This window comes from Brevundimonas sp., from assembly GCF_004210735.1.
Classification (GTDB): domain Bacteria; phylum Pseudomonadota; class Alphaproteobacteria; order Caulobacterales; family Caulobacteraceae; genus Brevundimonas.
Genome location: NZ_SDZL01000021.1, coordinates 1 through 23048, shown reverse-complemented (window position 1 = coordinate 23048; position 23048 = coordinate 1). Strand labels below are relative to the sequence as shown.

Sequence of the window (23048 nt, the reverse complement as noted above, 5' to 3'; positions counted from 1 at the left end):
GGCGACTACCTGACGAAAGCGCGCGATGATCGCGGCGCAAGACGGGGTTGAAGACGATGGAAGACCTGTTCCGATCCTACTGGTGGCTGCTGTTCCCGATGGCCTGGTTCTTCTTCGGGGGCTTTTCCAGCTTCCTGAACTATCGCCGCCAGAAGGATACGCTGAAGCTGATCCAGACCTATGCCGAGCGCGGGCAGGAACCGCCGGAGGCCCTGTTGAAGGTGCTGGACAAGCCCATCGATTCCGAGACCGAGGCCTGGTCCTCCAACTCGAACAGTAACGACGGCAACTGGTTCTGCGTCGTCTTCTTCGGGATCATGGCCGGCGGTTTCGCCTATGCCGCCTCGCGGGACATGTATGGCGCCGGCGACGCCTTCCTGATCGTCACGGTCGTGCTGGCCGCATTGTCGCTGGCCAGCCTGGTGTCGGCCCTGCGCAAGCGCGGTCGGGCCCGGACCGGGGGCTGATGGTCGGACAGGAACAGGTTGGTGGGGGGATTGCCGACAGACGCCGAACTGGTCAGCCGCGCGCTGGCCGGTTCGGACGCCGCCTTCTCGACGCTGGTCGAGCGGCATCAGGCGGTGGTGCGGGGTTTCCTGCGCCGCACCCTGGGCGGCGGCTGGGCCGAGGCGGACGATCTGGCGCAGGACGCGTTTGTCACGGCCTGGCGCACCCTGGACCGGTTGAAGGAACCGGGCGCGGTCCGGTCATGGCTGCTGGGCATCGCCTGGCGCAAGGCGCAGGACCGGATGCGCGGGGCCCGTCGGGGCGCGGCGCGCGACAGGCAATGGCTGGACAGCGTCGAAACGCCCGCCGGGGTGTCGAACGAGGACCGGCTGGCGCTGGCCGCCGCCATGGCGGAACTGACGCCCGACGTGCGGGCCTGTGTCGCCCTGTGCCTGGCCGACGGCTGGTCGCACGGCGAGGCGTCGATGGCGCTGGGCTTGCCGTTGGGCACGGTGAAGTCCCATGTTGCGCGTGGACGGGTGCGGTTGCTTGTGGCGCTCGGAGGGTCCGATGACGCCTGAGGAAAAACTGCACGCCCTGTTTTCGGTCCAGACGCCGCCCGTGCGGGATCTGGCGTTCCGCGCCGCCGTGGCCGAACGGATCGCCCGTCGCCGCGCCGTGTCGCAGGTCGTCACGACCGCGCCGGTGGTCATCGCCGGGACGGCGGCCCTGTGGGGGCTGCAACCCGTCCTGACGACGCTGGGGCCCGCGCTGGCCCCCTCGGCGACGGCGCTGGCGCTTTGCGCGCTGGTGGCGGCGACCGCCCTGTGGACCGCGCGGCGCGTCAGCGCAGCCTGACGGCCGCTTCTACCCCGAAGTGATCGGACGGATATTCGCCGTTCGTGGGCCGGTCGCCGATGATGGCCGCCTGAACCGGCGTGAAATGCGCCGCCTCCATAATGATCTGGTCGATATGCGCCCCCTTGTGCCCCTTGGCGGGGTTCAGGGTCGTGCGGTCGATCTGGTTGGGGTGCAGGGCGGCGAACGCCTCGACGAAGCGCGGTGCGCGCAGGCCTGACAACTCCGGATTGGGCAGCGGCGCGTTCAGGTCGCCCAGGATCGCCAGCGGCGTTCCGTCCCGGGGCAGCCAGGCCAGCAGGTCCGCCACCTGTTCGGCGCGGATGGCCCCACCCTCGACCGTCCAGTGCAGATGGGTGTTCACGATGTCGATCAGCCGCCCGCCGTGGCGCAGGCGCAGGCGCTGGGCCGTGCGATAGTCGTCCAGCGGCGCCAGCTTGCGCCAGTCCGCCTGCGCCACGGGCAGACGGCTCAGGATCGCGTTGCCATAGCGGCGCGGCGCCCCCTCGGCGTCGGTCGAGACGAAATGCACGCTGTAGCCGCCCAGCGCGTCCGCCAGTGTCTGCGCCTGATTGGGCAGGCCGACCGCCGCGTCCTCCAGCACTTCCTGCAGGGCGATCACGTCGGCGTCCGCATCCCGCAGCGCCGAGACCAGCAGCGGCAGGCGGGCGGCCCAGTCGCCCTGATTGTGCCAGATGTTGAACGTCACCAGTTTCAGATCCGGCGCGGGGGGAGCTTTCTGCGGCGTGACACAGGCGTTCAGGGTCAGGGCGGTCAGCGGCAGGGCGGCCAGACCGGCCAGCACGGTGCGGCGGGTGGACATGGCGAATCCTCCATCTCTGTTGCTGTCTTGTAACCGGTTTCAGCGCATTGGGCGAAACTGGACTGCCTGCGCGGGGCGATCCTTACGAACATTTCACATGCGCATTCGCATCCATACGGACGCTGCGTCGCCTCTTGTTATCAGAAGGCGGGCGCATCAGGCTCCGCCCCACAGCATCACAGGGTATCATCATGGAAGACTTCATCCCGATCTTCGCGATCTTCGCGGTCTTCGGCACCATCACCGCCATCATCGTCGGCCCGACCTGGCTGAAAAGCCGCGAGCGTCAGGAGATGCAGGTCACCGTCCGCGCCGCCCTGGACAAGGGACAGCCCCTGCCGCCCGAACTGGTCGATGCGTTGAGCCAGGACGTGATCCAGAAACTGCCCTCGCGCAGCCGCGACATCCGCCGGGGCGTGATCTGGCTGGCGATCGGTATCGGTCTGGCGGCGTTCGGCCTGATCAACGACTTCAACGGCGGCTGGGACAACGACTTCGACGGTCTGGTCGGCATCGCCGCCATCCCGCTGACTATCGGTCTGGCCTTCCTGGTGCTGGGCGCCATCAACAAGAACAGGGACTGAGGTCGGGCCGGGGCAGGGGACACCGCCATGAGCAGAGGCCTTATGGACCTCCACGACGTCGAACTCGCCGCCCAGGCGGCGGCGGGTGGACGGCGCGAGTTCGGGGAACTGGTGCGCCGTCACGGTTCGGCCGTGCGCGCCCTGCTGCGCCGGATGGGGGCCGAGCCGTCGCTGGCCGACGATATCGCCCAGGACGCCTTTCTTCAGGCCTTCCAGCGGTGCAGCGAGTTCAGGGGCGAAGGCACCTTCGCGGCCTGGGTCAAGCGGATCGCGGCGCGCCTGTATATCAAACGTCGGGCAAAGGACGCCCGCTATGTCGCTGAACTTGAAAGCGAAGAGGCGGCGCCGATCCAGGATCACGCCGGTCTGGTTGATCTGGACGAGGCGTTGAAAACCCTGACGCCGGCCGAACGGCTTTGCGTCTCCCTGTGTCACGGAGCGGGCATGTCTCATCCGGAGATCGCCTCCGCCATGAATCTGCCGCTTGGAACGGTGAAAAGCCATGTCAAACGTGGTCTGGATAAACTCCGCGCACGGCTCCAGCCGGGGCCGGCTCTTTCCGGGAGGTCGGCCAATGTCGGCTGATGATTTCGATCCCTTTATCGAGCGCCTGTATGCGCGCACGCCGGTCTTGCAGGACGCGGGCCTGTTCGCCGCCGACGTCGAGACGCGCCTGACCTCGGCCTCGCGCATCCGGACGCTGGCGCTCACTGCGGCGGGGCTGGTCGGAGGTGTGGTTGCGGTCAGCGGTGCTGTCGATCTGAACCTGAACCTGTCGTCGGACGCCGGCGCTTCGTCCGCCCAGTTGGGCCAGGGATTCACCGCCTCGGTCGCGGCGGCCCAGGTCTCGGCCCAGGGCGTGGCGGACCGGATCGGCTTGACCCAGGTGGACCTGGGCTCCATGGGCGGGATGCAATTGTTCTGGATCACCGCAGGGGCCCTGTTGGCCCTGCTGGCGGCCGGAGCGGTGAGGTTGTCCCAGGAGGTCTGAGTGTCCAGCCAGAAGCAGGAGACGGTCCGTCGAATCTCCGTGCCCGATATCGTGGCGCGGAAAGGTCAGGAGCCGATCGTCTGCCTTACGGCCTATGACGCCCCGACCGCCGCGATCATGGACGCCCACTGCGACCTGCTGCTGGTCGGCGACAGCGTGGGCATGGCGGTCCACGGCCTGCCCAACACCGTCGGCGTGACGCTGGACATGATGATCCTGCACGGACAGGCGGTCATGCGCGGCGCCAAACGCGCTATGGTCGTCGTCGACATGCCCTTCGGCTCTTATGAAGGCGGGCGCGAGGCCGCCTATGACAACTGCGTTCGCGTGATGCAGGAAACCGGCGCCCAGGCGTTGAAGCTGGAAACCAGCGCCGTGCTGGCGCCCACCGTCGAATATCTGGTCCAGCGCGGCATCCCGGTCATGGGCCACATCGGCCTACGGCCCCAGGCCAGCCTGGTCGAGGGCGGGTTCAAGGCCAAGGGCCGCACCGACGCCGAGCGCGAGCGCGTCCTGGCCGAGGCCCGGGCCACCGCCGACGCCGGCGCCTTCTGCATCGTTATCGAAGGCGTGGCCGAGGGTCTGGCGCGCGAAATCACCCAAGCGGTGGACAAGCCTACCATCGGCATCGGCGCCTCGGCAGCCTGTGACGGCCAGATACTGGTCGTGTCGGACATGCTGGGCCTGTTCGACTGGACGCCGAAATTCGTCCGCAAATACGCCGATCTGCGCGGCGAGATCGATCGGGCCGTCTCAACCTATGCCGAAGATGTGCGCGCCCGCCGTTTTCCTGCCGAAGTCGAGACCTACTTCTCCAAAAAGCCGGTTTCGCCGTAACGGCCGCGTTGCGGGCGTCGTGCCGACCCTCTAGGGTTCGCGCCGGTTTGCTGTCAGAGCTTTTGGGGCGACGTTTCCGTGGTTGATGTCTTCGAACAGGTCGAGGAGGAGCTTCGCTCCGACCGATACCGGCGCCTGGCCCGTACCTGGCTTCCCGTCGTGGCGGGCGTTCTGGCGGTTGCGCTGGTCGCCGCCCTGGCCTGGTGGGGCTGGCAGTCGTGGCAGACCAGCCGCGCCGATCAGGCGTCGGTCGCCTATGATCGCGGGCTGGAAGCGCTCGAATCAAACAACGCCGCCGGCGCCGAGGCCGCCTTCGCCGAGGCCGCCGAAAAGGGCGGCGGCGCCTATAAGGCCCTGGCGCTGATGCAGCGCGCCGGTCTGGCGGTCGATCAGAACAAGGTCACCGAGGCGGTCGCCCTGTTCGACGAAGCCGCCAAGGCGTCGCGCGATCCGATCCTGTCCGACCCCGCCGCGCTCAAGGCCGTCTATCTGCTGATGGACACCGCGACCCTGCCGGATATCGAAAAGCGCCTTGAGCCGCTGGTCGGCGAAAAGCGCCCGCTGCGCGCCTTCGCCCAGGAAGCCCAGGCCATGGCCCGTCTGCAGCACGGCAAGACCGCCGAGGCGCGTTCGGTGCTGGTGCAACTGCAACTGGGTCAGGACGTGCCGGATCAGGTGCGTCAGCGCGCCCAGGCCGCGATCGAGGCGATCGACTCGGGCACCGCCGCAGCCCTGCCGGCCATCCTCAAGGCCCAGGCGGCCCTGCCTGCCGCGCCGGCCCGCACCGCAGCCCCGGCCGCCGCGCCCGCCGCCGGAGCCCGCCCGTGACGATCGTCGCCAGGAATTCCTCGATGAACAAAGTGCTCAAAGTCGCCTTGGCCTGCGGGCTGGCGATGACCGTCGCCTCATGCGGCACCGTGCGCCGGGCCCTGCCGTTCGGCCTGGGCCGCAGCGACGACGCCCAGGCGACCGCCAGCGCCGGCCAACGCATCTCGGTGCTGGAGTTCGAACAGCAGTTGGCCCCTTCGGCCGCCCTGTCGGGCCGCGACTTCTTCCTGCCGGGGCCTCAGTCGGTCACGGCCTGGCCGCAACCCGGCGGTAACGCCGAAAACGCGATCGAACACGTCATCGCGGCCCCTGCGTTCAATGTCGCCTGGACGCGCAAGATCGGCGAGGGCTCGGCCCGCACCCGTCAGGTCACGTCTCCGGTGGTGGCCGCCGACAATCGGGTCTTCGTGCTGGACGGTGAATCCACCGTTTCGGCGGTCGACGCCGGCACCGGCCAGATCCTGTGGCAGGTCAATGTCCGTCCCGAGGGGCGCGAGCGCGCCGGTTTCGGCGGCGGCGTGGCCGTGGGCGAGGGCAAGGTCTTCGTCACCTCGGGCTATCGCGTCATGACCGCGCTGGACGCCGCCACCGGCGCCGTGGTCTGGTCCCAGGCCGTGGACGTGCCGTTGCACGGCGCGCCGACGGTTCAGGCCGGGCGCGTCTACGCCATCGACGTCGACAACCAGATGATCGCCTTCAACACCGCCAACGGCCAGCAGGCCTGGTCCTATCGCGGCCTGCCGGAAACCGCGCGCGTGCTGCGGGCCTCCAGCCCTGCGGTGACCGGCGACACGGTGATCGCGCCATTCTCGTCGGGTGAGGTCGTCGCCCTGCGCGCGACCAATGGCCAGGCCGTCTGGCAGCAGGTCCTGTCCCGCACCAGCCGCACCAGCGCCCTGTCGGAAATCCGCGACATCGCCGGGCGTCCGGTCGTCAGCCGCGGTTTCGTCTACGCCATCAGCCACTCGGGCGTCATGTCCGCACTGGAAGTGCGCTCGGGTCAGCCCAAGTGGCAACTGCCCATCGCCGGCGTCAATGCACCGCTGCCGGCCGGTGACGTGGTGTATGTCGTGTCCAAGAACGGCGAGCTGACCACGGTCAGCCGTGACAACGGCCAGGTCTACTGGACCCGCGATCTGAACGAAGGGCGTGCGCGCAAGGAAGGCGGCTTCCTGGGCTTCTTCGACCGCGAGGTCACGCCGATCTGGTCCGGCCCGATCCTGGCGTCCAACCGCCTGATCCTGGTCAACTCGTACGGCGAAGCCGTCGCCTTCGATCCCAAGACGGGCGCCGCCCAGTCGACGATCAAGCTGGGCGCGCCCGCCTATATCGCCCCGGCCGCCTACAACGGCGCGCTGTACGTCCTGACCGATAACGGGGAGCTCGTCAGCATTCGCTGACCCGAGTAAAAGGCTGACGCCATGGCTTTGAAGGTCGCCATCGTCGGCCGCCCCAATGTGGGCAAGTCGACTCTGTTCAACCGCCTTGTCGGCAAGCGTCTTGCGCTGGTCGATGATCGCCCGGGCGTGACCCGTGACCGTCGCTATGCCGACGGCAATATCGGCGACATGGACCTGACGCTGATCGACACCGCGGGCTACGAGGACGTCACCGACGACAGCCTTGAATCCCGCATGCGCGAACAGACCGAGGCCGCGCTGGATGACGCCGAAGTGGTCATGTTCATGATGGACGCCCGCGAGGGCGTGACCTCGCTGGACCGCATCTTCGCCGAGCGCCTGCGCAAGGTGCACAAGCCGATCATCCTGCTGGCCAACAAGTCCGAAAGCCGCGAAAGCGGCGGCGGCGTGGGCGAGGCCCATGCCCTGGGCTTCGGCGAGCCGGTCGCCATCTCGGCCGAGCACGGCGAGGGCATGGCGGATTTGTACGCGGCCCTGGTCGCCGCCTCTGCTGACATCTTCGTCGAGGAAATCGACGAGCCGGACAAACCCATCCGCATCGCCATCATCGGCCGCCCCAATGCGGGCAAGTCGACGCTGGTGAACCGTCTGCTGGGCGAGGATCGCCTGCTGACCGGCCCCGAAGCCGGCATCACCCGCGACTCCATCTCCGTCGACTGGGAATACGAAGGTCGCGCCATCCGCTTCGTCGACACCGCCGGCATGCGTCGCAAGGCCCGCGTCAACGAGAAGCTGGAAAAGCTGTCGGTTGCCGACACCATCCGTGCCATCACCTTCGCCGAGATCGTCGTCCTGGTGATGGACAAGGACGACGCCTTCGACACCCAGGACCTGCAGCTGGCCGACCTGGTCGAGCGGGAAGGCCGAGCCCTGGTCTATGTCGCGTCCAAATGGGACCTTGAGGACGAGCCCCAGGCTCGCATGGCCGAGCTGAAATCCCTGGCCGAGAACAAGCTGCCGCAGTTGAAGGGCTCGCCCTTCGTCGCCCTGTCCTCGCACAACGGACGCGGCGTCGATCGCCTGATGCCGGCGATCATCAAGGCCTATGACACCTGGTCCGTGAAGGTGAAGACCAAGGATCTGAACACCTGGCTGTCCATGGCGACCCAGCGGCACCCGCCGCCCGCCGTCGACGGCAAGCGGGTGAAGCCGAAATACATGGCCCAGACCAAGGCCCGCCCGCCTACCTTCGTGCTGATGGCCAGCCGCGCGGGGGACATGCCCGAGCATTACAAGCGCTATCTGATCAACTCGCTGCGCGAGAGCTTCGACCTGCCTGGCACGCCGATCCGGCTGACGGTCAAGGCGGGCTCGGCCAACCCCTATGTCGAGGGCGGCGCCAAGTCGGGCCCCGAACGCTTCCAAGGGGCTGCCAAGACCGCGCCGCGCCGCGTGCAAAAGGCGGAGAAGGCGGCCGAAAAGCTGTCGAATCTGCCGGGTAAGGCGCTGGAGCAGAAGACGAAGTCCGGCTTCAAACCCAAGATCAAACCCTTGGGCGGCCTGAAGGCCAGCGCGTCGAAAAAGGCCGGGTCCAGCGTCGCGATCCAGAAGGGCGCGCGGGGCGGGGCCCGTCAGGTTTCGCGTTCCGGCCGCATCCGCACGGGCCAGAAGAGCGGTCCCAAGCGCTAAGTCTTCCTGCGAGGACGCATCATGATCGCCACGCTGTTCATCGCCCTGGTCCTCCAGACCCCGGTCGCGGCCGACGTCGATTGTGATCGCGCCGCGAACACGCAGGAAATCAACGCCTGCGCCGCTCGGGACCTGGCGCGGGAAGAGGCGCGGATGGACCGCTATCTGGCGGCGGCGCACGCGCGTCTGGACGAAGATATGGCAGGGACCACTGGCGAACCCGGTTTCGGCCCCGCCTGGCTGGACGCGAGCCAGAGCGCCTGGGCCGCCTATGCCGATATCCGCTGCCGGGGCGTGTATGACCGGTGGAAGGGCGGCACGATCCGCACCGTGATGGGTCTGGGTTGCCGCATCGAGCTCACACGACAACGCACCCACGACATCTGGACCGACTACCTGACCTTCGCCGATTCCACCCCGCCGATCCTGCCGGAACCGATCGCAGCGCCCTAGATGGTCAGGTCCTTGGTGAAGCCCAAGGTGTGGATCACCAGGTTGCGTCGGAAATAGAAGCGGTGCGCGCGCTGGCGTTGCACGCCGGATTCCAGGTCCAGCGCAGCACAGCCGCGCTCACGCGCTCGTACCTCGCACCAGTCCAGCAGTTGTCCGCCGAACCCACGCGACCGCTCGGCCTCGTCCGCGACCAGATCGTCGATGTAGAAGCGCCGCCCGTGGAACGTCGTCAATCGCGCGTGATAGACGGCGACCGCGCGCACCTTGTCGCCCTCCGCCGCCACGGCCATCTCCGCGCCCTCGGCGAACATCTGGCGCATGTAGTCGGCATAGGCCGAAGGCAGATCGGGCCGTAGCTGCCGATGCAGTTGTTCGCTGGCCGCCAGCCAGTCGGCATGGGCGACCAGATCGTCGCTGATGGGGATGATGACGGTGTCCGGGGCCATGCGCGCCTGCCTGTATGAGCGTTCGTCCCTGCGTCGCGCGGTGGAAGCGGCGGCGCAAGTCGTCATTCCGCGGCTGCGATCAGTGTGCGATCAGATCAGGGCGCTGGCCGACGGCCCGTGCTTCCAGTCCTTGAAGTTGATCGTCAGCGGCGGAGTCAGGTCAGGGCGCGCCAATTCGACGATCAGCGGGCCGATTTCGGACGGGTGGGGCACATCCATCGGGTCTTCGCCCGGGAAGGCCTGGGCCCGCATCTGGGTGCGCATTCGGCCGGGGTTGACCACAGTCGCACGGATCGGCGTCGACTCGATCTCGTCCGCCCAGCATTTGACCAGCGCCTCGGCGCCCGCCTTGGTCGCCGCATACATGCCCCAGAAGGCGCGGGGCGCCGTGGCGACGCTGCTGGTCAGATGGATGGCCCGGCCCGCGTCCGAGGCCCGCAGCAGCGGCTCCAGCGAGCGGATCAGGCGATAGACGCCGGTGAAATTGACCTTCTCGACCTTGGCGAACTCGCGCGGTTCGGCATGGGCGACCGGCGTCAGGCCCGACGGCCCCATGGTGGCGGCCGCCTGCACCCAGATGTCCAGCTTGCCGAAGCGCTCGAAGATGGCGCCGCCCAGTCGGTCGATAGCGCCACCGTCCACCAGATCGAACGGGACCAGGGTCGCGTGCTGGCCGGTGGCGGCGAATATGGCGTCGTCCAGTTCCTCCAGCCCGCCCTGCGTGCGAGCGGTGGCGACGACGTGGGCGCCGGCCTTGGCCAGCGCCAGCGCGCTTTCGTAACCAATGCCGCGCGACGCCCCTACGACCAGGGCGATACGATCCTTGAGGGGGAGGGAGGTGTCGGACATGGCGCCTGATAGCGCGCCCTCATCATCGGCGAAAGGCTGACGCGGTCAGAGACCCTGCGCGGGTTGCCACAGGCTGAAGCTGACGCCCTGATCGTCGCTGACGACGGCGCTCAGACCCGATGCGCTTTCGGCGGGGATGGCGGCCTTGCCGCCCAGCTCGGTCACGCGCCGGCACGCGTCGTGGATGTCCGGCACGCGGAAATACAGGTGCGGAAAATCGACGCGCTCGCCCTTGCAGATGCCGAACGCCGGCGCGCTGTCGGCGACATGGGCATAGGTCGGATGCGAGGACGCGTCGTCAAAGCGCCAACCGAACAGGGCCGAATAGAAGGCGCGCGCCTTCTCTATGTCGGGGGTGTCGAGGGTGAAATAGCCGAGCTGGATCATCAAGCCCTAAGCGCTCACCAGCAAGGAAAGTTGCCGACCCTTGGCGTCACGGCCGCCTTCCTCGATTTCGCGGTCCAGCAGCCGGGTCGGATAGTCCCCGGTGAAATAGTGGTCCGTGAACTGCGGATTGGCCGTGTCGCGCGGGCCCACGCCCATGGCGTCATACAGGCCGTCGATCGACAGGAAGCCTAGCGAATCGACTTCCAGGATGGCGCGCATCTCGTCCATCGTGTGGGTGGCGGCCATCAGCTGCGTCCGCTCCGGCATATCGATGCCGTAGAAGTCGGGGAACAGGATCTGCGGGCTGGCCGAGCGCAGGTGAACCTCTTTCGCGCCCGCCGCGCGCACGGCGCGGACCAGCTTCAGCGAGGTGGTGCCGCGCACGATGGAATCGTCGATCAGCACCACACGCTTGCCCTCCAGCGCGGCGCGGTTGGGGCTGTGCTTCATGCGCACGCCTTTTTGCCGGGCGCCCTGGCTGGGCTGGATGAAGGTGCGGCCCAGATAGTGGCTGCGGATGATGCCCATTTCGTAGGGGATGCCGCTTTCCTGGGCGTAACCCAGCGCCGCCGGCACGCCGGAATCGGGCACCGGCACGACGACATCGGCCTCGACCGCGTGTTCGCGCGCCAGATGGCGACCCATTTCCTTGCGGACGTTGTAGACCGAGCGGCCGTTCACCACACTGTCGGGGCGGGCGAAATAGACGTATTCGAACAGACAGGGGCGGGCGGCCTTCTGCGGGAAGGGCTTGAGCGAGGTCAGGCCTTCCTCGTCGATCACCACGACCTCGCCGTGTTCGACATCGCGAATGAAGGTGGCGCCGATGGTGTCCAGCGCACAGGTTTCCGACGCCAGCACCCACGCCTCGCCGACCTTGCCCAGCACCAGCGGGCGGATGCCCAGCGGATCGCGGGCGCCGATCATCTTGAAGCGGGTCTGGGCGACCAGGGCGTAGCCGCCCTCGATCCGGCCCAGGGCGTCAATGAACCGATCGATGATCTTGGCCTTACGGCTGCGGGCGATCAGGTGAAGGATGGCCTCGGAGTCCGAGGTAGACTGGAAAATCGCGCCTTCCGAGACAAGTTGCGCGTGCAGGTATTTGAAATTGGTCAGGTTGCCGTTGTGGGCGATGGCGATACCGCCCTGATCCAGGTCGGCGAACATCGGCTGGATGTTGCGCAGGAAGCTGCCGCCGGCTGTGGAATAGCGGGTGTGGCCGACAGCGGCGCCGCCGGGCAGGCGCGTGGTCAGCTCGGCGTTGCCGAACGCTTCGCCCACCAGGCCCTGGTGGCGCTCGGTGTGGAAACGGTCGTCGCTGACGCTGGCGATGCCGCAGGCTTCCTGACCCCGGTGCTGCAGCGCATGCAGGCCCAGCGCCACGATGGACGAGGCCTCGTTCTCAGGTGCGCCCCAGACGCCACAGACGCCGCACTCCAGCCGCAGCTGATCGTCCTCCGGCTCGCGCCAGTGTTCGCGGTGGATGACGGGTTCGGCGATATGGTGGCGCATCGCGGGCTCCGATGACCGGCTGAAATCTACTCGGGGGCAGCGCCCGGCGAGGTAGTCCCGGATTGCGTCCGGGGCAAGGCTTCCTCGTCCGAAAACCCTTTCCGTACGGAGGAATCGACCACGGGTGACAAGGCGTCGGCGCCCTTGCCGATGCCGGGCAGGACGATCTGGATGGTTCGGGCCGAGACCGCGCTGACCTTGTACAGGGCCGCTTCGGTCAGCCAGCGCGGGGTCTTTTCGCCCGGCATGGCCGCCGCGATGACCAGGTGCACCGCCCCGATCAGCACCAGCGCGCGCCCGGCGCCGACGAAAGCCCCGAAGAACCGGTCCACCCCGCCCAGATGCGGATGCGCCTGAGCCCGCTTCGACAGGGTCGAGCCGAAGATGCGGATGCCGAAATAGATCAGCAGGAAGCTCAGGATCGCCGCGAAGATGGTGCCGGCCCAATCCGGATCGATCAGCGACCGGCCCAACGGCGCCGTCAGCGGCAGCGCGATCAGCGCGACGAACGCCGCCAGGATGAAGCTGAACAGGGTGATCAGTTCGCGCACCCCGCCGCGCACGAAGCCGGCGGCGGCGGAGGCCAGAATGACCAGAATGGCGAAGGCGTCGTAGCCGGTCACGCGGGGGTGATCCTTCAAGGCGAAAGGGACGTCAGCCGCCACCGTAGCGGTTTTGCGAGATTCTATCGACTGCCTCGGTCACGCGATTGACGGGGGTCATGCGCACGCCCGATTCCTTGACGTTGAGCGGTGGGGTCAGGGCGTGGTCAAAGCCCAGCTTCTGGGCCTCGCGCAGCCGCGCCTCGGCCCGGCCGACGGCCCGGACCTCGCCCGACAGGCCGATCTCGCCGAACACGACGCAGCCCTGGGGCAGGGGCATGTCGGTGGCCGAGCTGATCAGGGCCGCCGCCGCCGCCAGATCCGCCGCCGGCTCATTGATGCGCAGCCCGCCCGCGACGTTCAGATAGACGTCCCGGTCGCCGAACCCCAGTCCGCACCGCGCCTCCAGCACCGCCAGCAGCATGGCCAGTCGTCCGGAGTCCCAACCGACGACTGCTCGTCTTGGCGTACCGTATGCGGATGGTGCGACAAGAGCCTGAATTTCCACAAGAACGGGACGTGATCCCTCAATGCCCGCAAAGACGGCCGCGCCCGGCGCGCGCTCCTTGCCCTCGCCCAGGAACAGGGCGGACGGATTGGCCACCTCGCGCAGGCCGCTGTCGCCCATTTCAAAGACGCCGATCTCGTCCGTGGCGCCGAAACGGTTCTTGCCCGCGCGCAGGATGCGGAACGGATAGCCGCGCTCGCCTTCAAAGCTGAGCACCGCGTCCACCATGTGTTCGACCACGCGCGGCCCGGCGATCTGGCCGTCCTTGGTGACGTGACCGACCAGCACCACGGCCGGTCCGCCGTTCTTGGCCAGGCGAACCAGTTCGGCGGCGCACGCCCGCACTTGGGTGACCGAACCCGGCCCCGCCTCGTGCGCGTCGCTCCACAGCGTCTGGATGGAATCGATGATGACGATGTCGAACCTGTCGCGCTTCAACGTCGTCAGGATTTCGCGCAGCGCGGTGGCCGAGGCCAGGCTGACCGGGGCGTCGGCGACGCCCATCCGCTTGGCCCGGGCGCGGATCTGCTCCACCGCCTCTTCGCCCGACAGATAGGCGACGCGCGCCCCGCGCAGGGCCGCCTTGGCCGTGACTTCCAGCAGCAGCGTCGACTTGCCGACGCCGGGGTCGCCTCCCAGCAGGATCGCCGAACCGGGCACCACCCCGCCGCCGCATACCCGGTCGAACTCGGTCACGCCGGTGACGATGCGCGGGGGCTCGGGCGTGTCTGACTGCAAGGTTTCGAACAGAAGGCCCCGGCTGCGCGCGGTCGAAACGGGCTTCATCGCCCCGGGGGGCGCGGCCTTGCTCTCCTCGACCAGCGAATTCCAAGACTGGCAGCCCGAGCATTGCCCGGACCATTTGCTGTGGACCGCGCCACAGGCGTTACAGACATAAAGTGCGCCGTCACGAGCCATGGCCGAGGCTTATCAGGAATCGGGGCGCCCGCCAGTGCGCCGAACGCGGGGTGCGACCGCAATTGTCGCAATTGGCAGAGCATTCGTCGCAACCGGGTCGCGGCTTGCTTGCTAGCGTGGCCTTTGAGGGTCATTCTCCGCGTTCGCCGATCGGCGTCCGATCAATCCATAAGAATGAGTCCCCCGATGACCTTCGAAACGCCGGCCGCCGGCAACGCCAACCTCGTCGCCCGCGTGAAGGGCATCCTGATGCAGCCGACCGCCGAGTGGAATCGCATCGACGGCGAACGCTCGGATATCAAGAGCCTGTTCACCGGCTATGCCGCGATCCTGGCCGCCATCGGCCCGATCGCCTCGCTGATCGGCGGACAGCTGTTCCCGGTCAGCGTCTTCGGCGTCGTGGTCCGCACGCCTATCGTCGGCGCTGTGGTCGGCGCGGTCCTGGCCTATGTCCTGGCCCTGGTTGGAACCTATGTTCTGGGCCTGATCATCGAGGCTCTGGCCCCCAGCTTCGGCGGCGAGAAGAACCGTCTGCAGGCGATGAAGGTCGCGGTCTATTCCTCGACCGCCTCGTGGGTGGCGGGCGTGTTCGGCATCATCCCGATGCTGGCGATCCTCAGCATCGTCGGCCTGTACAGCCTGTTCCTGCTCTACAAGGGTCTGCCGATCCTGATGAAGTCGCCCCAGGACAAGGCCGTGGGCTACACCGTGGTGGTGATCATCGCCGCCATCGTGGTCTGGATCGTGATCGGCACGATCGTCGCTGCGGTCACGGCCACCTTCGCCGCGGGCGCTGTCGGCGCCGCCGGTCTGGCCGCTTACGGTGTGTAACTAGTCGCGATAGACGCGCGGCACGCGCGGCGTGATCGAGGTCAGCATCTCGTAGCTGATGGTTCCCGCCGCCGTCGCCGCGTCGTCTATCAAGCGATTGGCGCCGAAGATCTCGACCGCGTCGCCCCGCGCGACGTCCAGCCCGGTCACATCCACCGCCAGCACGTCCATCGACACCCGGCCCAGGATCGGACGCAACTCCCCGGCGACCCAGACCTGACCGCGCGGGCTGTTGCTGCGCATCACCCCGTCCGCATAGCCGGCCCCGCAGGTCGCCACGCGCATCGGCCGCTCGGCGCGATAGCCCTGCGAATAGCCGACCGTCTCACCCGTCGGCACGTCCCGCACCTGAATGATCTGCGCCGTCAGGGTCGCCACAGGCGCGATCCGGTGATCGGGCCGCCCTTCGGGGCCGCCGCCGTACAGGCTGATCCCCGGCCGCACGGCGTCAAAGGCGAAGTCCGGTCCCAGGAAGCACCCGCCCGAATTGGCGAACGACCGCGTCACGCCTGGATAGCGGCCCACCGCCGCCGCAAAGGCCTCGCGCTGCGCCCGGTTCATCGGATGGGCCGGCTCGTCGGCGCAGGCCAGATGGGTCATCACCAGCGCCAGCCCCTCGAACGGCTCCGGCGCGTCCTCCAGCCGGAAACCCAGCCTGTTCATGCCGGTGTCCAGTTGCAGGCCGCACGGCCCGCCGCCCGCCGCCGTCCACACCTCCAGCTGCGCGGACTGGTTCAGCACGGGGCGCAGGTTCGCCGCCTTGATCGCGCCCGCCGACCCGCCGTGACAACCGTCCAGCACATAGATCACCGGCTCGGCGCCCAGCGCCGCTCTCAGGGTCACGCCCTCGGCCGCACGCGCGACAAAGAAGGTCCGCGCCCCCTCGGCCATCAGCCGCGTCGCCACCGGCGCCGCACCCAGACCATATCCGTCCGCCTTGACCACCGGATTGACCGGCACGCCCGTCAGGGCCTGCAAGGCGTGGAAATTGCGCGCCAGCGCGCTCAGGTCGACGGTCAGAGAGGCGGGGGAGGACATGCCGATCCTTATGCCTCAACTTTCCGGCGACGCCATAGGCTCAGCGCGGCGCCGCCAGCCAGTCCGATGCGCTCTGCACGGTAAAGGCGCCGCTTTCCGACGCGAAACGGTTCAGCAGGAAGGCGTGGCCCACCCCATAGATGACCAGAACCCGCTCGCCCGGCGCGTCCGCCACGCGAACCAGATTGGCGAAGATCTTCAGGTTCCGACCGTGCCAGGCGCCGACCCAGTTGGCGCCCTGGTCGCCCAGCAGGGCATAGTCGTAATATCGGCGGTGCGACTGCATCAGGAAGTCGGTCCCGTTCATCACCGCCAGCCACTCCGCCATGGGCCGCGACGCCGCCAGCGCGGTCAGTCGCTGCCCCCACTCGGGCGAGCGAAGGGCCGCCATGCGGGCTTCTTCGCCCCGCTGCGCCGCGCCCACGCTCCAGTCATAGTCGTCCATGGCGCCCGGCGGCATGTCGTTCCAGTCCACGGCATGAACCCGCTCGTGTCCCAGAAGGGCGGCCAGGCGCAGACCGAACTGATCGACTTCGCTGGCGGACAGCGCATATCGCCCCGCGCGGAAATCGGCATAGCGCTTGTCCAACTCCGCCTGATCGCCCGCCTGGATTTCGACTGCGATACGCGTGGGCCGCCAGGCCGCCAGCCGCGCCACCACCGTCTCGACCTCCGCCTGACCCGCGGGGGTCAGGACATCGGCGATGTCGGTGCGCTGAACGTCGCGATGGTGATTGGCCAGATGCGGCGCGCCCAGCACCATCAAGGCCGGGCGTTGATCGACCGTCCGATCCCGCACCAGGGCCGCATCGCCCGGAAACACTTGTGCGCCTACGGGCTGCGCAAAGGCGCAGAGGGCCAGGACAGACAGCGCGACAAGGCGAAGCATGGCGGTTCCTTTCGACAGACAGCCAAGGCTACCCGCCGCTACCGCGATCCGCCGCTTAAGCTTTTGTCATGCCCGCCGTTCGCCGACGCCTACTCCGGAATGTCCGCAAAGGCGCCGCCATAGCGGCCGTCATGGGCCAGGTTGCCGAAGCGGGTGGTGTTGGCGTCGAACGCCAGCTTGACGATGCCGATGGGGCCGTGACGCTGTTTGCCGATCACGACCTCGGCCTGATGCTGCAGCCGGTCCATGTCTTCCTGCCACTTCAGGTGCTCTTCCGAGCCCTCGCGCGGTTCGGCCCGGCCCAGATAATAGCTCTCGCGATAGACGAACATCACGCAGTCGGCGTCCTGCTCGATCGAGCCGGATTCCCGCAGGTCGGACAGTTGCGGTCGCTTGTCCTCGCGCTGCTCGACCTGACGCGACAGCTGCGACAGGGCGATGATCGGCACGTTCAGCTCCTTGGCCAGCGCCTTCAGGCCGCCGGTGATCTCGGACACCTCCTGCACCCGGTTCTTCTGGCTGTTCTCGCCGGTCGTCACCAGTTGCAGGTAATCGACCACGATCAGGTCCAGCCCGTGCTCCATCCGCTTCAGCCGCCGCGCCCGCGCCGCCAGCTTGGAGATGGACAGGCCGCCGGTGGCGTCAATGTACAGCGGGCTCTCACCGATCTCGATGGCGGCGTCGCGGATGCGGCCGAAATCGCTGGCGTCGATCTCGCCCTTGCGCAGCTTGTCCGACGACACGCCCGACGCGTCGGCCAGGATACGCATGGCCAGCTGTTCAGCGCTCATTTCCAGCGAGTAGAAGGCGACCACCCCGCCATCGACCGTCTTGCGACCCTCGGGCGTCGGCTCCCAGCGATAGTTGCGCGCCACGTTGAAGGCGATATTGGTCGCCAGCGCCGTCTTACCCATCGACGGACGCCCGGCCAGGATCAGCAGGTCCGACGGGTGCAGGCCACCCAGCTTCTGGTCCAGATCGTCCAGCCGCGTGGCCAGACCGGCCAGCTTGCCCTCGCGCTGATACGCCTCGCCCGCCATTTCGACGGCGCCGGCCAGCGCGGCCGAGAAGCTGACGAAACCGGACGACGGCTTGCCCGTCTCGGCCAGCGAATACAGCGTCTGTTCGGCCTGTTCGATCTGTTCGTCGGCGGGCGTCTCGGGGTTCGGCGCCTCCTTGATGATCTCGCCGCCGATGCGGATCAGGTCGCGCCGCAGCGCCAGATCATAGACGACCCGGGCGTAATCGGGGGCGTTGGCTGCCGGCGGCGCGCGGTCCACCAGATCGGCCAGATAGCGCAGGCCCCCGAACTCCTGGAACGCCGGATCGGGCTTGAAACGCTCCATCAGAATGGTCGGCTCGGCCAGCAGGCCCTGGCGGATATGGTCCTCGATCGCTTCGAACAGGCGCTGGTGGAACGGCTCGTAAAAATGCGACCCCCGCAGACGGTCGCTCAGCCGCTCGAACACGGCGTTGTCGAACATCAGGGCGCCCAACAGGGCCTGCTCGGCCTCGAGATTGTGCGGCATCGAGGCGATCGACACCGGGTCCGGCGACGATCCGTAGGGCAGGGGGGCAAGGGCGTTCATGGTCCGAAGGTGTTAACGCGCCGCCGCGTCAATCGCGGACGGAAATCGTCAGCCGCCGTCAGATGAACGGGGACAGGCTGTGGATGGTCGCGGGTCGGCCCGCACGCGACGCCGGGCCGGCCGCACTGGATACGATGGCAGGCGCTGAATTGTCCTTTTCGATCAAGGACAGTCGGGATTCTGACCCCAAACGACGCGCCGGGCTCGGCGGGCGCCGCACTATCGCTCCGTCACCGTTCGCCAGCCCCCACAGCCGTTCGCCGGATTGCACTGATGCACTGCATGCACTGTTTTTTTCGCGTTGCACTGCAACGAGCGACCATCAGGCCGGGCAGGGATAGCGCTCGGCCATCCATTCACGGATCGCCTGGGTGACGCTGATGTTGCGGCGCGCGGCCGGGATGGCGTTGAAGCGGTTCAGGATGTCGTCCGGGCTGATCCGGACCTTGCTGTCCGGCACGCAGGTGGCCGGCCGACGACCCGCCGCCCTGGCCGCATCCTGTTCCTCTCCCACCGTGCGGAACGCCAGCTTCACCTCGTCCATCAGCCGCCGGGTGTCGGACCGCAGCAGGGCGGTCGGATTGCGCGGGATCCCGTTCGCCGTGGTCAGGAACTCCTGAACCGTCATGGCGCTGACGGCCGTGGCCCACAGGCTGGCGGCCAGCGCCAGGAGCAACGTTGTCTTTTTCATATGTCGCACCCTGATGAAGCGGAGCCATTCAGGCCCCGCTTCATGGCCGAACAAGGGCGTCCGCCTCAGGCCTTCACGCGGACCCGAGGCGGCGATCTCACCACTTCAGCGCAATGCGGCCGTACACATACCGACCGTTGAAGCCATAGGGAGAGAAGTTCGAGAAGGGGAAGGCGCCCGAGGTGTTGTTCACCCGCTGGATCTGCGTCGGATAGTGGTCCAGCAGATTGTCCGCCCCGACCGCCAGGGTGACCCGGTCGCTCAGTGTGTAGCGCGCCTCCACGTCCACCACGCCCGCCGCATCAATGGTCAGGTCGGTCGCTTCAGTCGCGCCGGGCGCCAGCACATCGCCATAGCCGGTCACCCGGAAGGTGCCGCCCACGGCGCCGCGCGTGAAGTCGGTCTGGAACACGGCTTTCCACGGCGGCGTCCCTTCCTCGAACCGCAGGGTCGCCTGACGCGCGAACAGCGACACCGGCGTCGGCAGGACGCCCGATCGCGTCTCGGGCGTCCTGGTCACGTCGAAGTCGTTGACGTTGCCCGCCAGGGTGAAGTCCAGCCGTCCGACCTCGGACACCACGCGATAGCGCGCCACCACGTCCAGGCCCGTCGTTTCGGTATCGACCCCGTTGATGAAGAAGCGCGCGGCCGAGGCGCCATACGGTTGCAACAGATCGAGGATGGTGCGGGCGTTTGTGCCCGGCGCCGCCGTCGCGCTGCCGGTCAGGGTCTCCGACAGGATGATCCGGTCCTTGATGTCGATGCGATAGGCGTCAGCCGTCAGCTCGAACGCGCCCTTTCGCCAGACGAAGCCCAGCGAATAGTTGGTCGAGCTCTCGGCCTCCAGCGGCGTCCCGCCCAGCGCCAGGCCCACCGGGCTGACGGACGGGAAGGTGCCGGTCTCATACGGCACGTTCGAGATGTAGAGGATGGCCGTCTGGGTGAAATACTGCTGTTGCAGGCTGGGCGCCCGGAAGCCGTTCGAGATCGCGCCCCGCACGGCGAAGCCGGGCGTGAAGTCATAGCGCGCCGCGACCTTGCCCGAGACATTGTCCCCGAAGTCGGAATAGCTCTCGTAGCGGACGGCGGCCGAGGCGGTGAAATTCTCGAAGATCTCACCTTCCAGATCGACATAGACGCCGACGTTGTTGCGGTCCTCGTCCACCTCATTCGAGGGGGTGAAGCCGGTAAATCCTCGCGAGCCCCAGTTCAGATCCGTTCCGCCGATGTTCAGGAAGCTGCCGCGCTCATACGAGCCCGGTTCCCCAGCTCCGATCTGATAGCTTTCCTGACGCGCCTCCAGGCCGAAGGCGACGTTCAGCGGCCCGGCCAGACCGACCTCGTACTGGCGGCTGGCGTCGATGCCCAGCACCAGCTGGTCATAGGTCAGCGACCCTGCGTAGAAGCTGGTCGGCGACGTCGGGCCCAGCGACGGGTTCAGCGTGTTCTCGGCCCCGAACTTGATCTCGTTCCGGCCGTAGCCCAGGTTGACGTCCACGTCGAAGCCGCCCGCCTGGCCCCGCACGCCCGCCGCGGCGGTCCAGTCGGTCGTGTCGGTCAGGATCTGGGGCAGATAGCCGTCCGGATAGACCCGCCCGGCGCCATAGTCCGGGTTCTGGGCGTTGTCGGTCGGCGTCCGATAGAAGGCGGCGGCCGCGGCGTCGCGCGTCTGATACCCGGCCCAGCCATAGGCCTCCCAGCCGTTCCCCAGCGGCTTGCCGGCGTTCAGATAGACCGCCAGATCCTCGGTCTGCGCGTCGCCCTGACCGCCCCGCACCCGCGCGGGGGTGAAGCGCGGGTCGATGTCGCTGCGGTTGGTGCGCTCGCGGTCGCGATACTCGACCGATGCGGTCAGGAAACCGTCGTCGCCCAGCGCAAAGCCCTGCCAGCCCGCGACCGTCAGGGTCTCGCCATCGGTGATCTCGTCCGCCCGGCCGTAGAAGCCGGTGAAGTCGGTGACGTTGGCGCCGTAGGTGACGCTGGCCCCGCCGCCGCTGGCCGCTTCGCGCAGGCGCAGGTTCAGCACCCCGGCGATGGCGTCCGAGCCGTACTGGGCGGCGGCGCCGTCCCGCAGCACCTCAATCCGCTCGATCGCCGTGCTGGGGATGGCGTTCAGGTCCACGGCCGCCGAGCCACGCCCGACCGAGCCGTTGGTGTTCACCAGCGCCGTCGGGTGCCGGCGCACGCCGTTGACCAGCACCAGCGTCTGGTCCGGGCCCTGGCCGCGCAGGGTGGCGGGCCGGATGGAGTCGGTGCCGTCGGTGGCGGATGGGCGTGGGAAGTTCAGCGCCGGCACGCTGGCCGCCAGCTGGGTCGCCAACTCGGTCGAGCCGCGCTGTTGCAAAGCCTCGGCCGTGACCACGTCGACCGGCGCGATCGAGTCCAGGCGCGAGCGGCCGGCCACGCGGGTGCCGGTGACGACCACTTCGTCGATGTTGGTGGTTTCGTCCTGCGGCGCCGTCTGCGCGACAGCCGCGCCTGCGATCAGCAAAGCGGGCCCCGAGGCGGCCAGGAACAGGGCGTGCCTGAAGATCCGGGGTGTCCGGGAATTGTAGGTCATCGAGAGATCCATCGTTTCTTGAATGATTTCGGACACAGGGGGCCGCGCACGGCTTTTCGGCCGCGTGGGTCTGGTCCTGATTGTGTCGGGAGGTCGGCGGTCAGCCGCCGGGGTCAGTCGCGGGTCAGCCCGCGCAAAGACATCGTGCGCCGCCGCAAGGCATGAGGCCGCAGGCGGTCACGTCGAACGTATGGAGGGACTCGGTAAGCTGATGGTCACGCATCGTCGTCTCCCTCTCGATCGGGAACCGCTTCGGTGACATTTCGAGGGGCGACGCCTGTCGCGCCGGATCACCTCTCATCTGCCGCGACCCGGGGAGGGGTCCCGAAGGAGTTGGCACCTTACGGATGTTCCGCAGGTTGCCCCGGCGTCCAAGGGCCTGTTCCCTCAACCGGTCTCGATGAGCCTGACCAATGTTGCGTCGCAGCAAGAAAACGTCAAGACGGCGCCGCAAAAAAGATGGGCGGCGCAAGGATCATGCCCTGCGCCGCCCATTTATTCAGATCCGGTAGAAGGATCAGGCTTCGTCGCCGAAGCCTTCCTGTTGACCGGCGCCGCCTTCGATCAGTTCCTGGGCGGCCTGTTCGGCGGCCTGGCGCTCATCGTCGAACTGCGAACGGATGACGTCTTCACCCTTCGCCTGACGTTCGGCTTCTTCGGCCGAGCGGGCGATGTTGATCTTGACCTTGGCGGAGACCTCGGCGTGCAGGCGAACCGGCACTTCGTGGACGCCCAGGGTCTTGATCGCGGTGTTCAGAACGACCTGCGAACGCTCGATCTTGCCGCCTTCAGCCTGAACGGCTTCGGCGACGTCGCGGGCGGCGACCGAACCGTACAGTTGGCCGGTTTCGCCAGCCTGACGGATCATGATGTAGGTCTGACCGTCGATCTTGTCGGCGATCTTCTGGGCTTCGGCCTTGTTCTTCTCGTTACGCTGCTCGATGGCGGCGCGGTCGAGTTCGAAGGCCTTCAGGTTGGCTTCCGTGGCCCGACGCGCCTTGTCGCGCGGCAGGAGGAAGTTGCGGGCGAAGCCGTCCTTGACGGTGACGACGTCGCCGATGGCGCCGAGGTTCTCGACGCGTTCCAGCAAAACGACCTTCATCTTACTTCACCACGTACGGCAGGAGGGCCAGGTAGCGGGCGCGCTTGATGGCCTTGGCCAGTTCGCGTTGCTTCTTGGCGGAAACGGCGGTGATGCGCGAAGGCACGATCTTGCCGCGTTCGGAGACGTAGCGCTGCAGCAGCTTCACGTCCTTGTAGTCGATCTTCGGCGCGTTGGCGCCCGAGAACGGGCAAACCTTGCGGCGACGATAGAAGGGGCCGACGGGCGGGGCCGGAGCCGGCCGTCGCCCCTTCT

At 67.8% G+C, this 23048-nt stretch carries 26 protein-coding genes and 1 riboswitch; of the genes, 12 read left to right on the top strand and 14 right to left on the bottom strand.

Annotated features, from left to right (window positions below; genetic code table 11):
* Positions 1–56: 56 nt before the first annotated feature.
* From EON91_RS06365 to EON91_RS06355, 3 genes are read left to right on the top strand one after another with little or no spacing between them, the layout of a single operon-like run.
* A complete protein-coding gene (locus tag EON91_RS06365; RefSeq protein WP_292092609.1) occupies positions 57–467 on the top strand; it encodes a hypothetical protein in 411 nt (136 codons plus the stop codon).
* Positions 468–488: 21 nt separating this feature from the next.
* Positions 489–1028, top strand: coding sequence for an RNA polymerase sigma factor (locus tag EON91_RS06360; protein ID WP_366250168.1), 540 nt, complete (start codon positions 489–491; stop codon positions 1026–1028).
* Positions 1018–1305, top strand: a complete 288-nt coding sequence (locus EON91_RS06355; RefSeq protein ID WP_292092607.1) for a hypothetical protein — start codon at positions 1018–1020, stop codon at positions 1303–1305. The genes EON91_RS06360 and EON91_RS06355 overlap by 11 nt, the downstream gene beginning before the upstream one ends.
* Here the strand turns inward: EON91_RS06355 and EON91_RS06350 are convergent.
* Positions 1292–2128 (bottom strand): endonuclease/exonuclease/phosphatase family protein, encoded by an 837-nt coding sequence (locus EON91_RS06350; RefSeq protein ID WP_292092604.1) that lies wholly within the window; start codon positions 2126–2128, stop codon positions 1292–1294. The genes EON91_RS06355 and EON91_RS06350 overlap by 14 nt on opposite strands.
* Positions 2129–2319: 191 nt before the next feature.
* On the opposite strand from EON91_RS06350, the gene EON91_RS06345 reads away from it, so the two are divergent.
* The 8 genes from EON91_RS06345 to EON91_RS06310 all read left to right on the top strand — a co-directional run bounded on the left by EON91_RS06345 (position 2320) and on the right by EON91_RS06310 (position 8871).
* Complete coding sequence (locus EON91_RS06345; protein ID WP_292092601.1) at positions 2320–2712, top strand: DUF6249 domain-containing protein; 393 nt, start codon at positions 2320–2322, stop codon at positions 2710–2712.
* Positions 2713–2739: 27 nt separating this feature from the next.
* Complete coding sequence (locus tag EON91_RS06340) at positions 2740–3297, top strand: sigma-70 family RNA polymerase sigma factor (RefSeq protein WP_292092600.1); 558 nt, start codon at positions 2740–2742, stop codon at positions 3295–3297.
* Positions 3287–3703: a hypothetical protein gene (locus EON91_RS06335; RefSeq protein ID WP_292092598.1), complete on the top strand. Its 417-nt coding sequence runs from the start codon at positions 3287–3289 to the stop codon at positions 3701–3703. Before EON91_RS06340 ends, EON91_RS06335 begins: the two co-directional genes overlap by 11 nt.
* The gene (gene panB / locus EON91_RS06330) at positions 3704–4540 is read left to right on the top strand and encodes a 3-methyl-2-oxobutanoate hydroxymethyltransferase (protein WP_292092597.1); all 837 of its coding nucleotides are present in this window, start codon (positions 3704–3706) and stop codon (positions 4538–4540) included.
* 78 nt (positions 4541–4618) lie between these two features.
* On the top strand, positions 4619–5368 hold the full coding sequence (locus EON91_RS06325; RefSeq protein ID WP_292092595.1) for a tetratricopeptide repeat protein: 750 nt from the start codon (positions 4619–4621) through the stop codon (positions 5366–5368).
* 23 nt (positions 5369–5391) lie between these two features.
* A complete protein-coding gene (locus tag EON91_RS06320; RefSeq protein WP_292092593.1) occupies positions 5392–6768 on the top strand; it encodes a PQQ-binding-like beta-propeller repeat protein in 1377 nt (458 codons plus the stop codon).
* Between the two features lie 21 nt (positions 6769–6789).
* A complete protein-coding gene (gene der, locus EON91_RS06315) occupies positions 6790–8418 on the top strand; it encodes a ribosome biogenesis GTPase Der (protein WP_292092592.1) in 1629 nt (542 codons plus the stop codon).
* Between the two features lie 21 nt (positions 8419–8439).
* Positions 8440–8871 (top strand): lysozyme inhibitor LprI family protein, encoded by a 432-nt coding sequence (locus tag EON91_RS06310; protein WP_292092589.1) that lies wholly within the window; start codon positions 8440–8442, stop codon positions 8869–8871.
* Here the strand turns inward: EON91_RS06310 and EON91_RS06305 are convergent.
* The 6 genes from EON91_RS06305 to radA form a co-directional block, all read right to left on the bottom strand.
* A complete protein-coding gene (locus EON91_RS06305) occupies positions 8868–9317 on the bottom strand; it encodes a GNAT family N-acetyltransferase (protein WP_292092587.1) in 450 nt (149 codons plus the stop codon). The two genes, EON91_RS06310 and EON91_RS06305, sit on opposite strands and share 4 nt — an antisense overlap.
* A gap of 90 nt (positions 9318–9407) precedes the next feature.
* Positions 9408–10166: an SDR family NAD(P)-dependent oxidoreductase gene (locus EON91_RS06300; protein WP_292092586.1), complete on the bottom strand. Its 759-nt coding sequence runs from the start codon at positions 10164–10166 to the stop codon at positions 9408–9410.
* A 45-nt stretch (positions 10167–10211) separates the two neighbouring features.
* Positions 10212–10553 carry a VOC family protein gene (locus tag EON91_RS06295; RefSeq protein WP_292092583.1) on the bottom strand — a complete coding sequence of 114 codons (342 nt, stop codon included), beginning with the start codon at positions 10551–10553 and terminating at the stop codon, positions 10212–10214.
* A gap of 6 nt (positions 10554–10559) precedes the next feature.
* On the bottom strand, positions 10560–12065 hold the full coding sequence (purF, locus tag EON91_RS06290) for an amidophosphoribosyltransferase (protein WP_292092581.1): 1506 nt from the start codon (positions 12063–12065) through the stop codon (positions 10560–10562).
* A 26-nt stretch (positions 12066–12091) separates the two neighbouring features.
* Complete coding sequence (locus EON91_RS06285; RefSeq protein WP_292092578.1) at positions 12092–12688, bottom strand: CvpA family protein; 597 nt, start codon at positions 12686–12688, stop codon at positions 12092–12094.
* A gap of 31 nt (positions 12689–12719) precedes the next feature.
* Entirely contained in the window at positions 12720–14093 is a 1374-nt protein-coding gene (gene radA / locus EON91_RS06280; protein ID WP_292092574.1) for a DNA repair protein RadA, read from the bottom strand.
* Positions 14094–14279: 186 nt separating this feature from the next.
* Between radA and EON91_RS06275 the strand changes: the two genes are divergently transcribed.
* Entirely contained in the window at positions 14280–14924 is a 645-nt protein-coding gene (locus tag EON91_RS06275) for a Yip1 family protein (RefSeq protein ID WP_292092572.1), read from the top strand.
* Here the strand turns inward: EON91_RS06275 and alr are convergent, their stop codons facing one another.
* From alr to rpsR, 7 genes are all read right to left on the bottom strand, one after another.
* Complete coding sequence (gene alr / locus EON91_RS06270; RefSeq protein ID WP_292092569.1) at positions 14925–15962, bottom strand: alanine racemase; 1038 nt, start codon at positions 15960–15962, stop codon at positions 14925–14927. It lies immediately after the preceding gene.
* Positions 15963–16002: 40 nt separating this feature from the next.
* Positions 16003–16851, bottom strand: a complete 849-nt coding sequence (locus EON91_RS06265; protein ID WP_292092568.1) for a DUF5694 domain-containing protein — start codon at positions 16849–16851, stop codon at positions 16003–16005.
* 89 nt (positions 16852–16940) lie between these two features.
* A complete protein-coding gene (locus EON91_RS06260; protein ID WP_292092566.1) occupies positions 16941–18440 on the bottom strand; it encodes a replicative DNA helicase in 1500 nt (499 codons plus the stop codon).
* A gap of 322 nt (positions 18441–18762) precedes the next feature.
* Positions 18763–19131, bottom strand: a complete 369-nt coding sequence (locus EON91_RS06255) for a hypothetical protein (RefSeq protein WP_292092564.1) — start codon at positions 19129–19131, stop codon at positions 18763–18765.
* 97 nt (positions 19132–19228) lie between these two features.
* Positions 19229–21691 carry a TonB-dependent receptor gene (locus EON91_RS06250; RefSeq protein WP_292092562.1) on the bottom strand — a complete coding sequence of 821 codons (2463 nt, stop codon included), beginning with the start codon at positions 21689–21691 and terminating at the stop codon, positions 19229–19231.
* A gap of 294 nt (positions 21692–21985) precedes the next feature.
* Positions 21986–22098: riboswitch (SAM riboswitch) on the bottom strand.
* Positions 22099–22208: 110 nt separating this feature from the next.
* Positions 22209–22793, bottom strand: a complete 585-nt coding sequence (gene rplI / locus EON91_RS06245) for a 50S ribosomal protein L9 (protein ID WP_292092560.1) — start codon at positions 22791–22793, stop codon at positions 22209–22211.
* A 1-nt stretch (position 22794) separates the two neighbouring features.
* Positions 22795–23048 (bottom strand): 30S ribosomal protein S18 (gene rpsR, locus EON91_RS06240; RefSeq protein WP_292092558.1); only part of this gene is annotated, 254 nt, incomplete at its 5' end.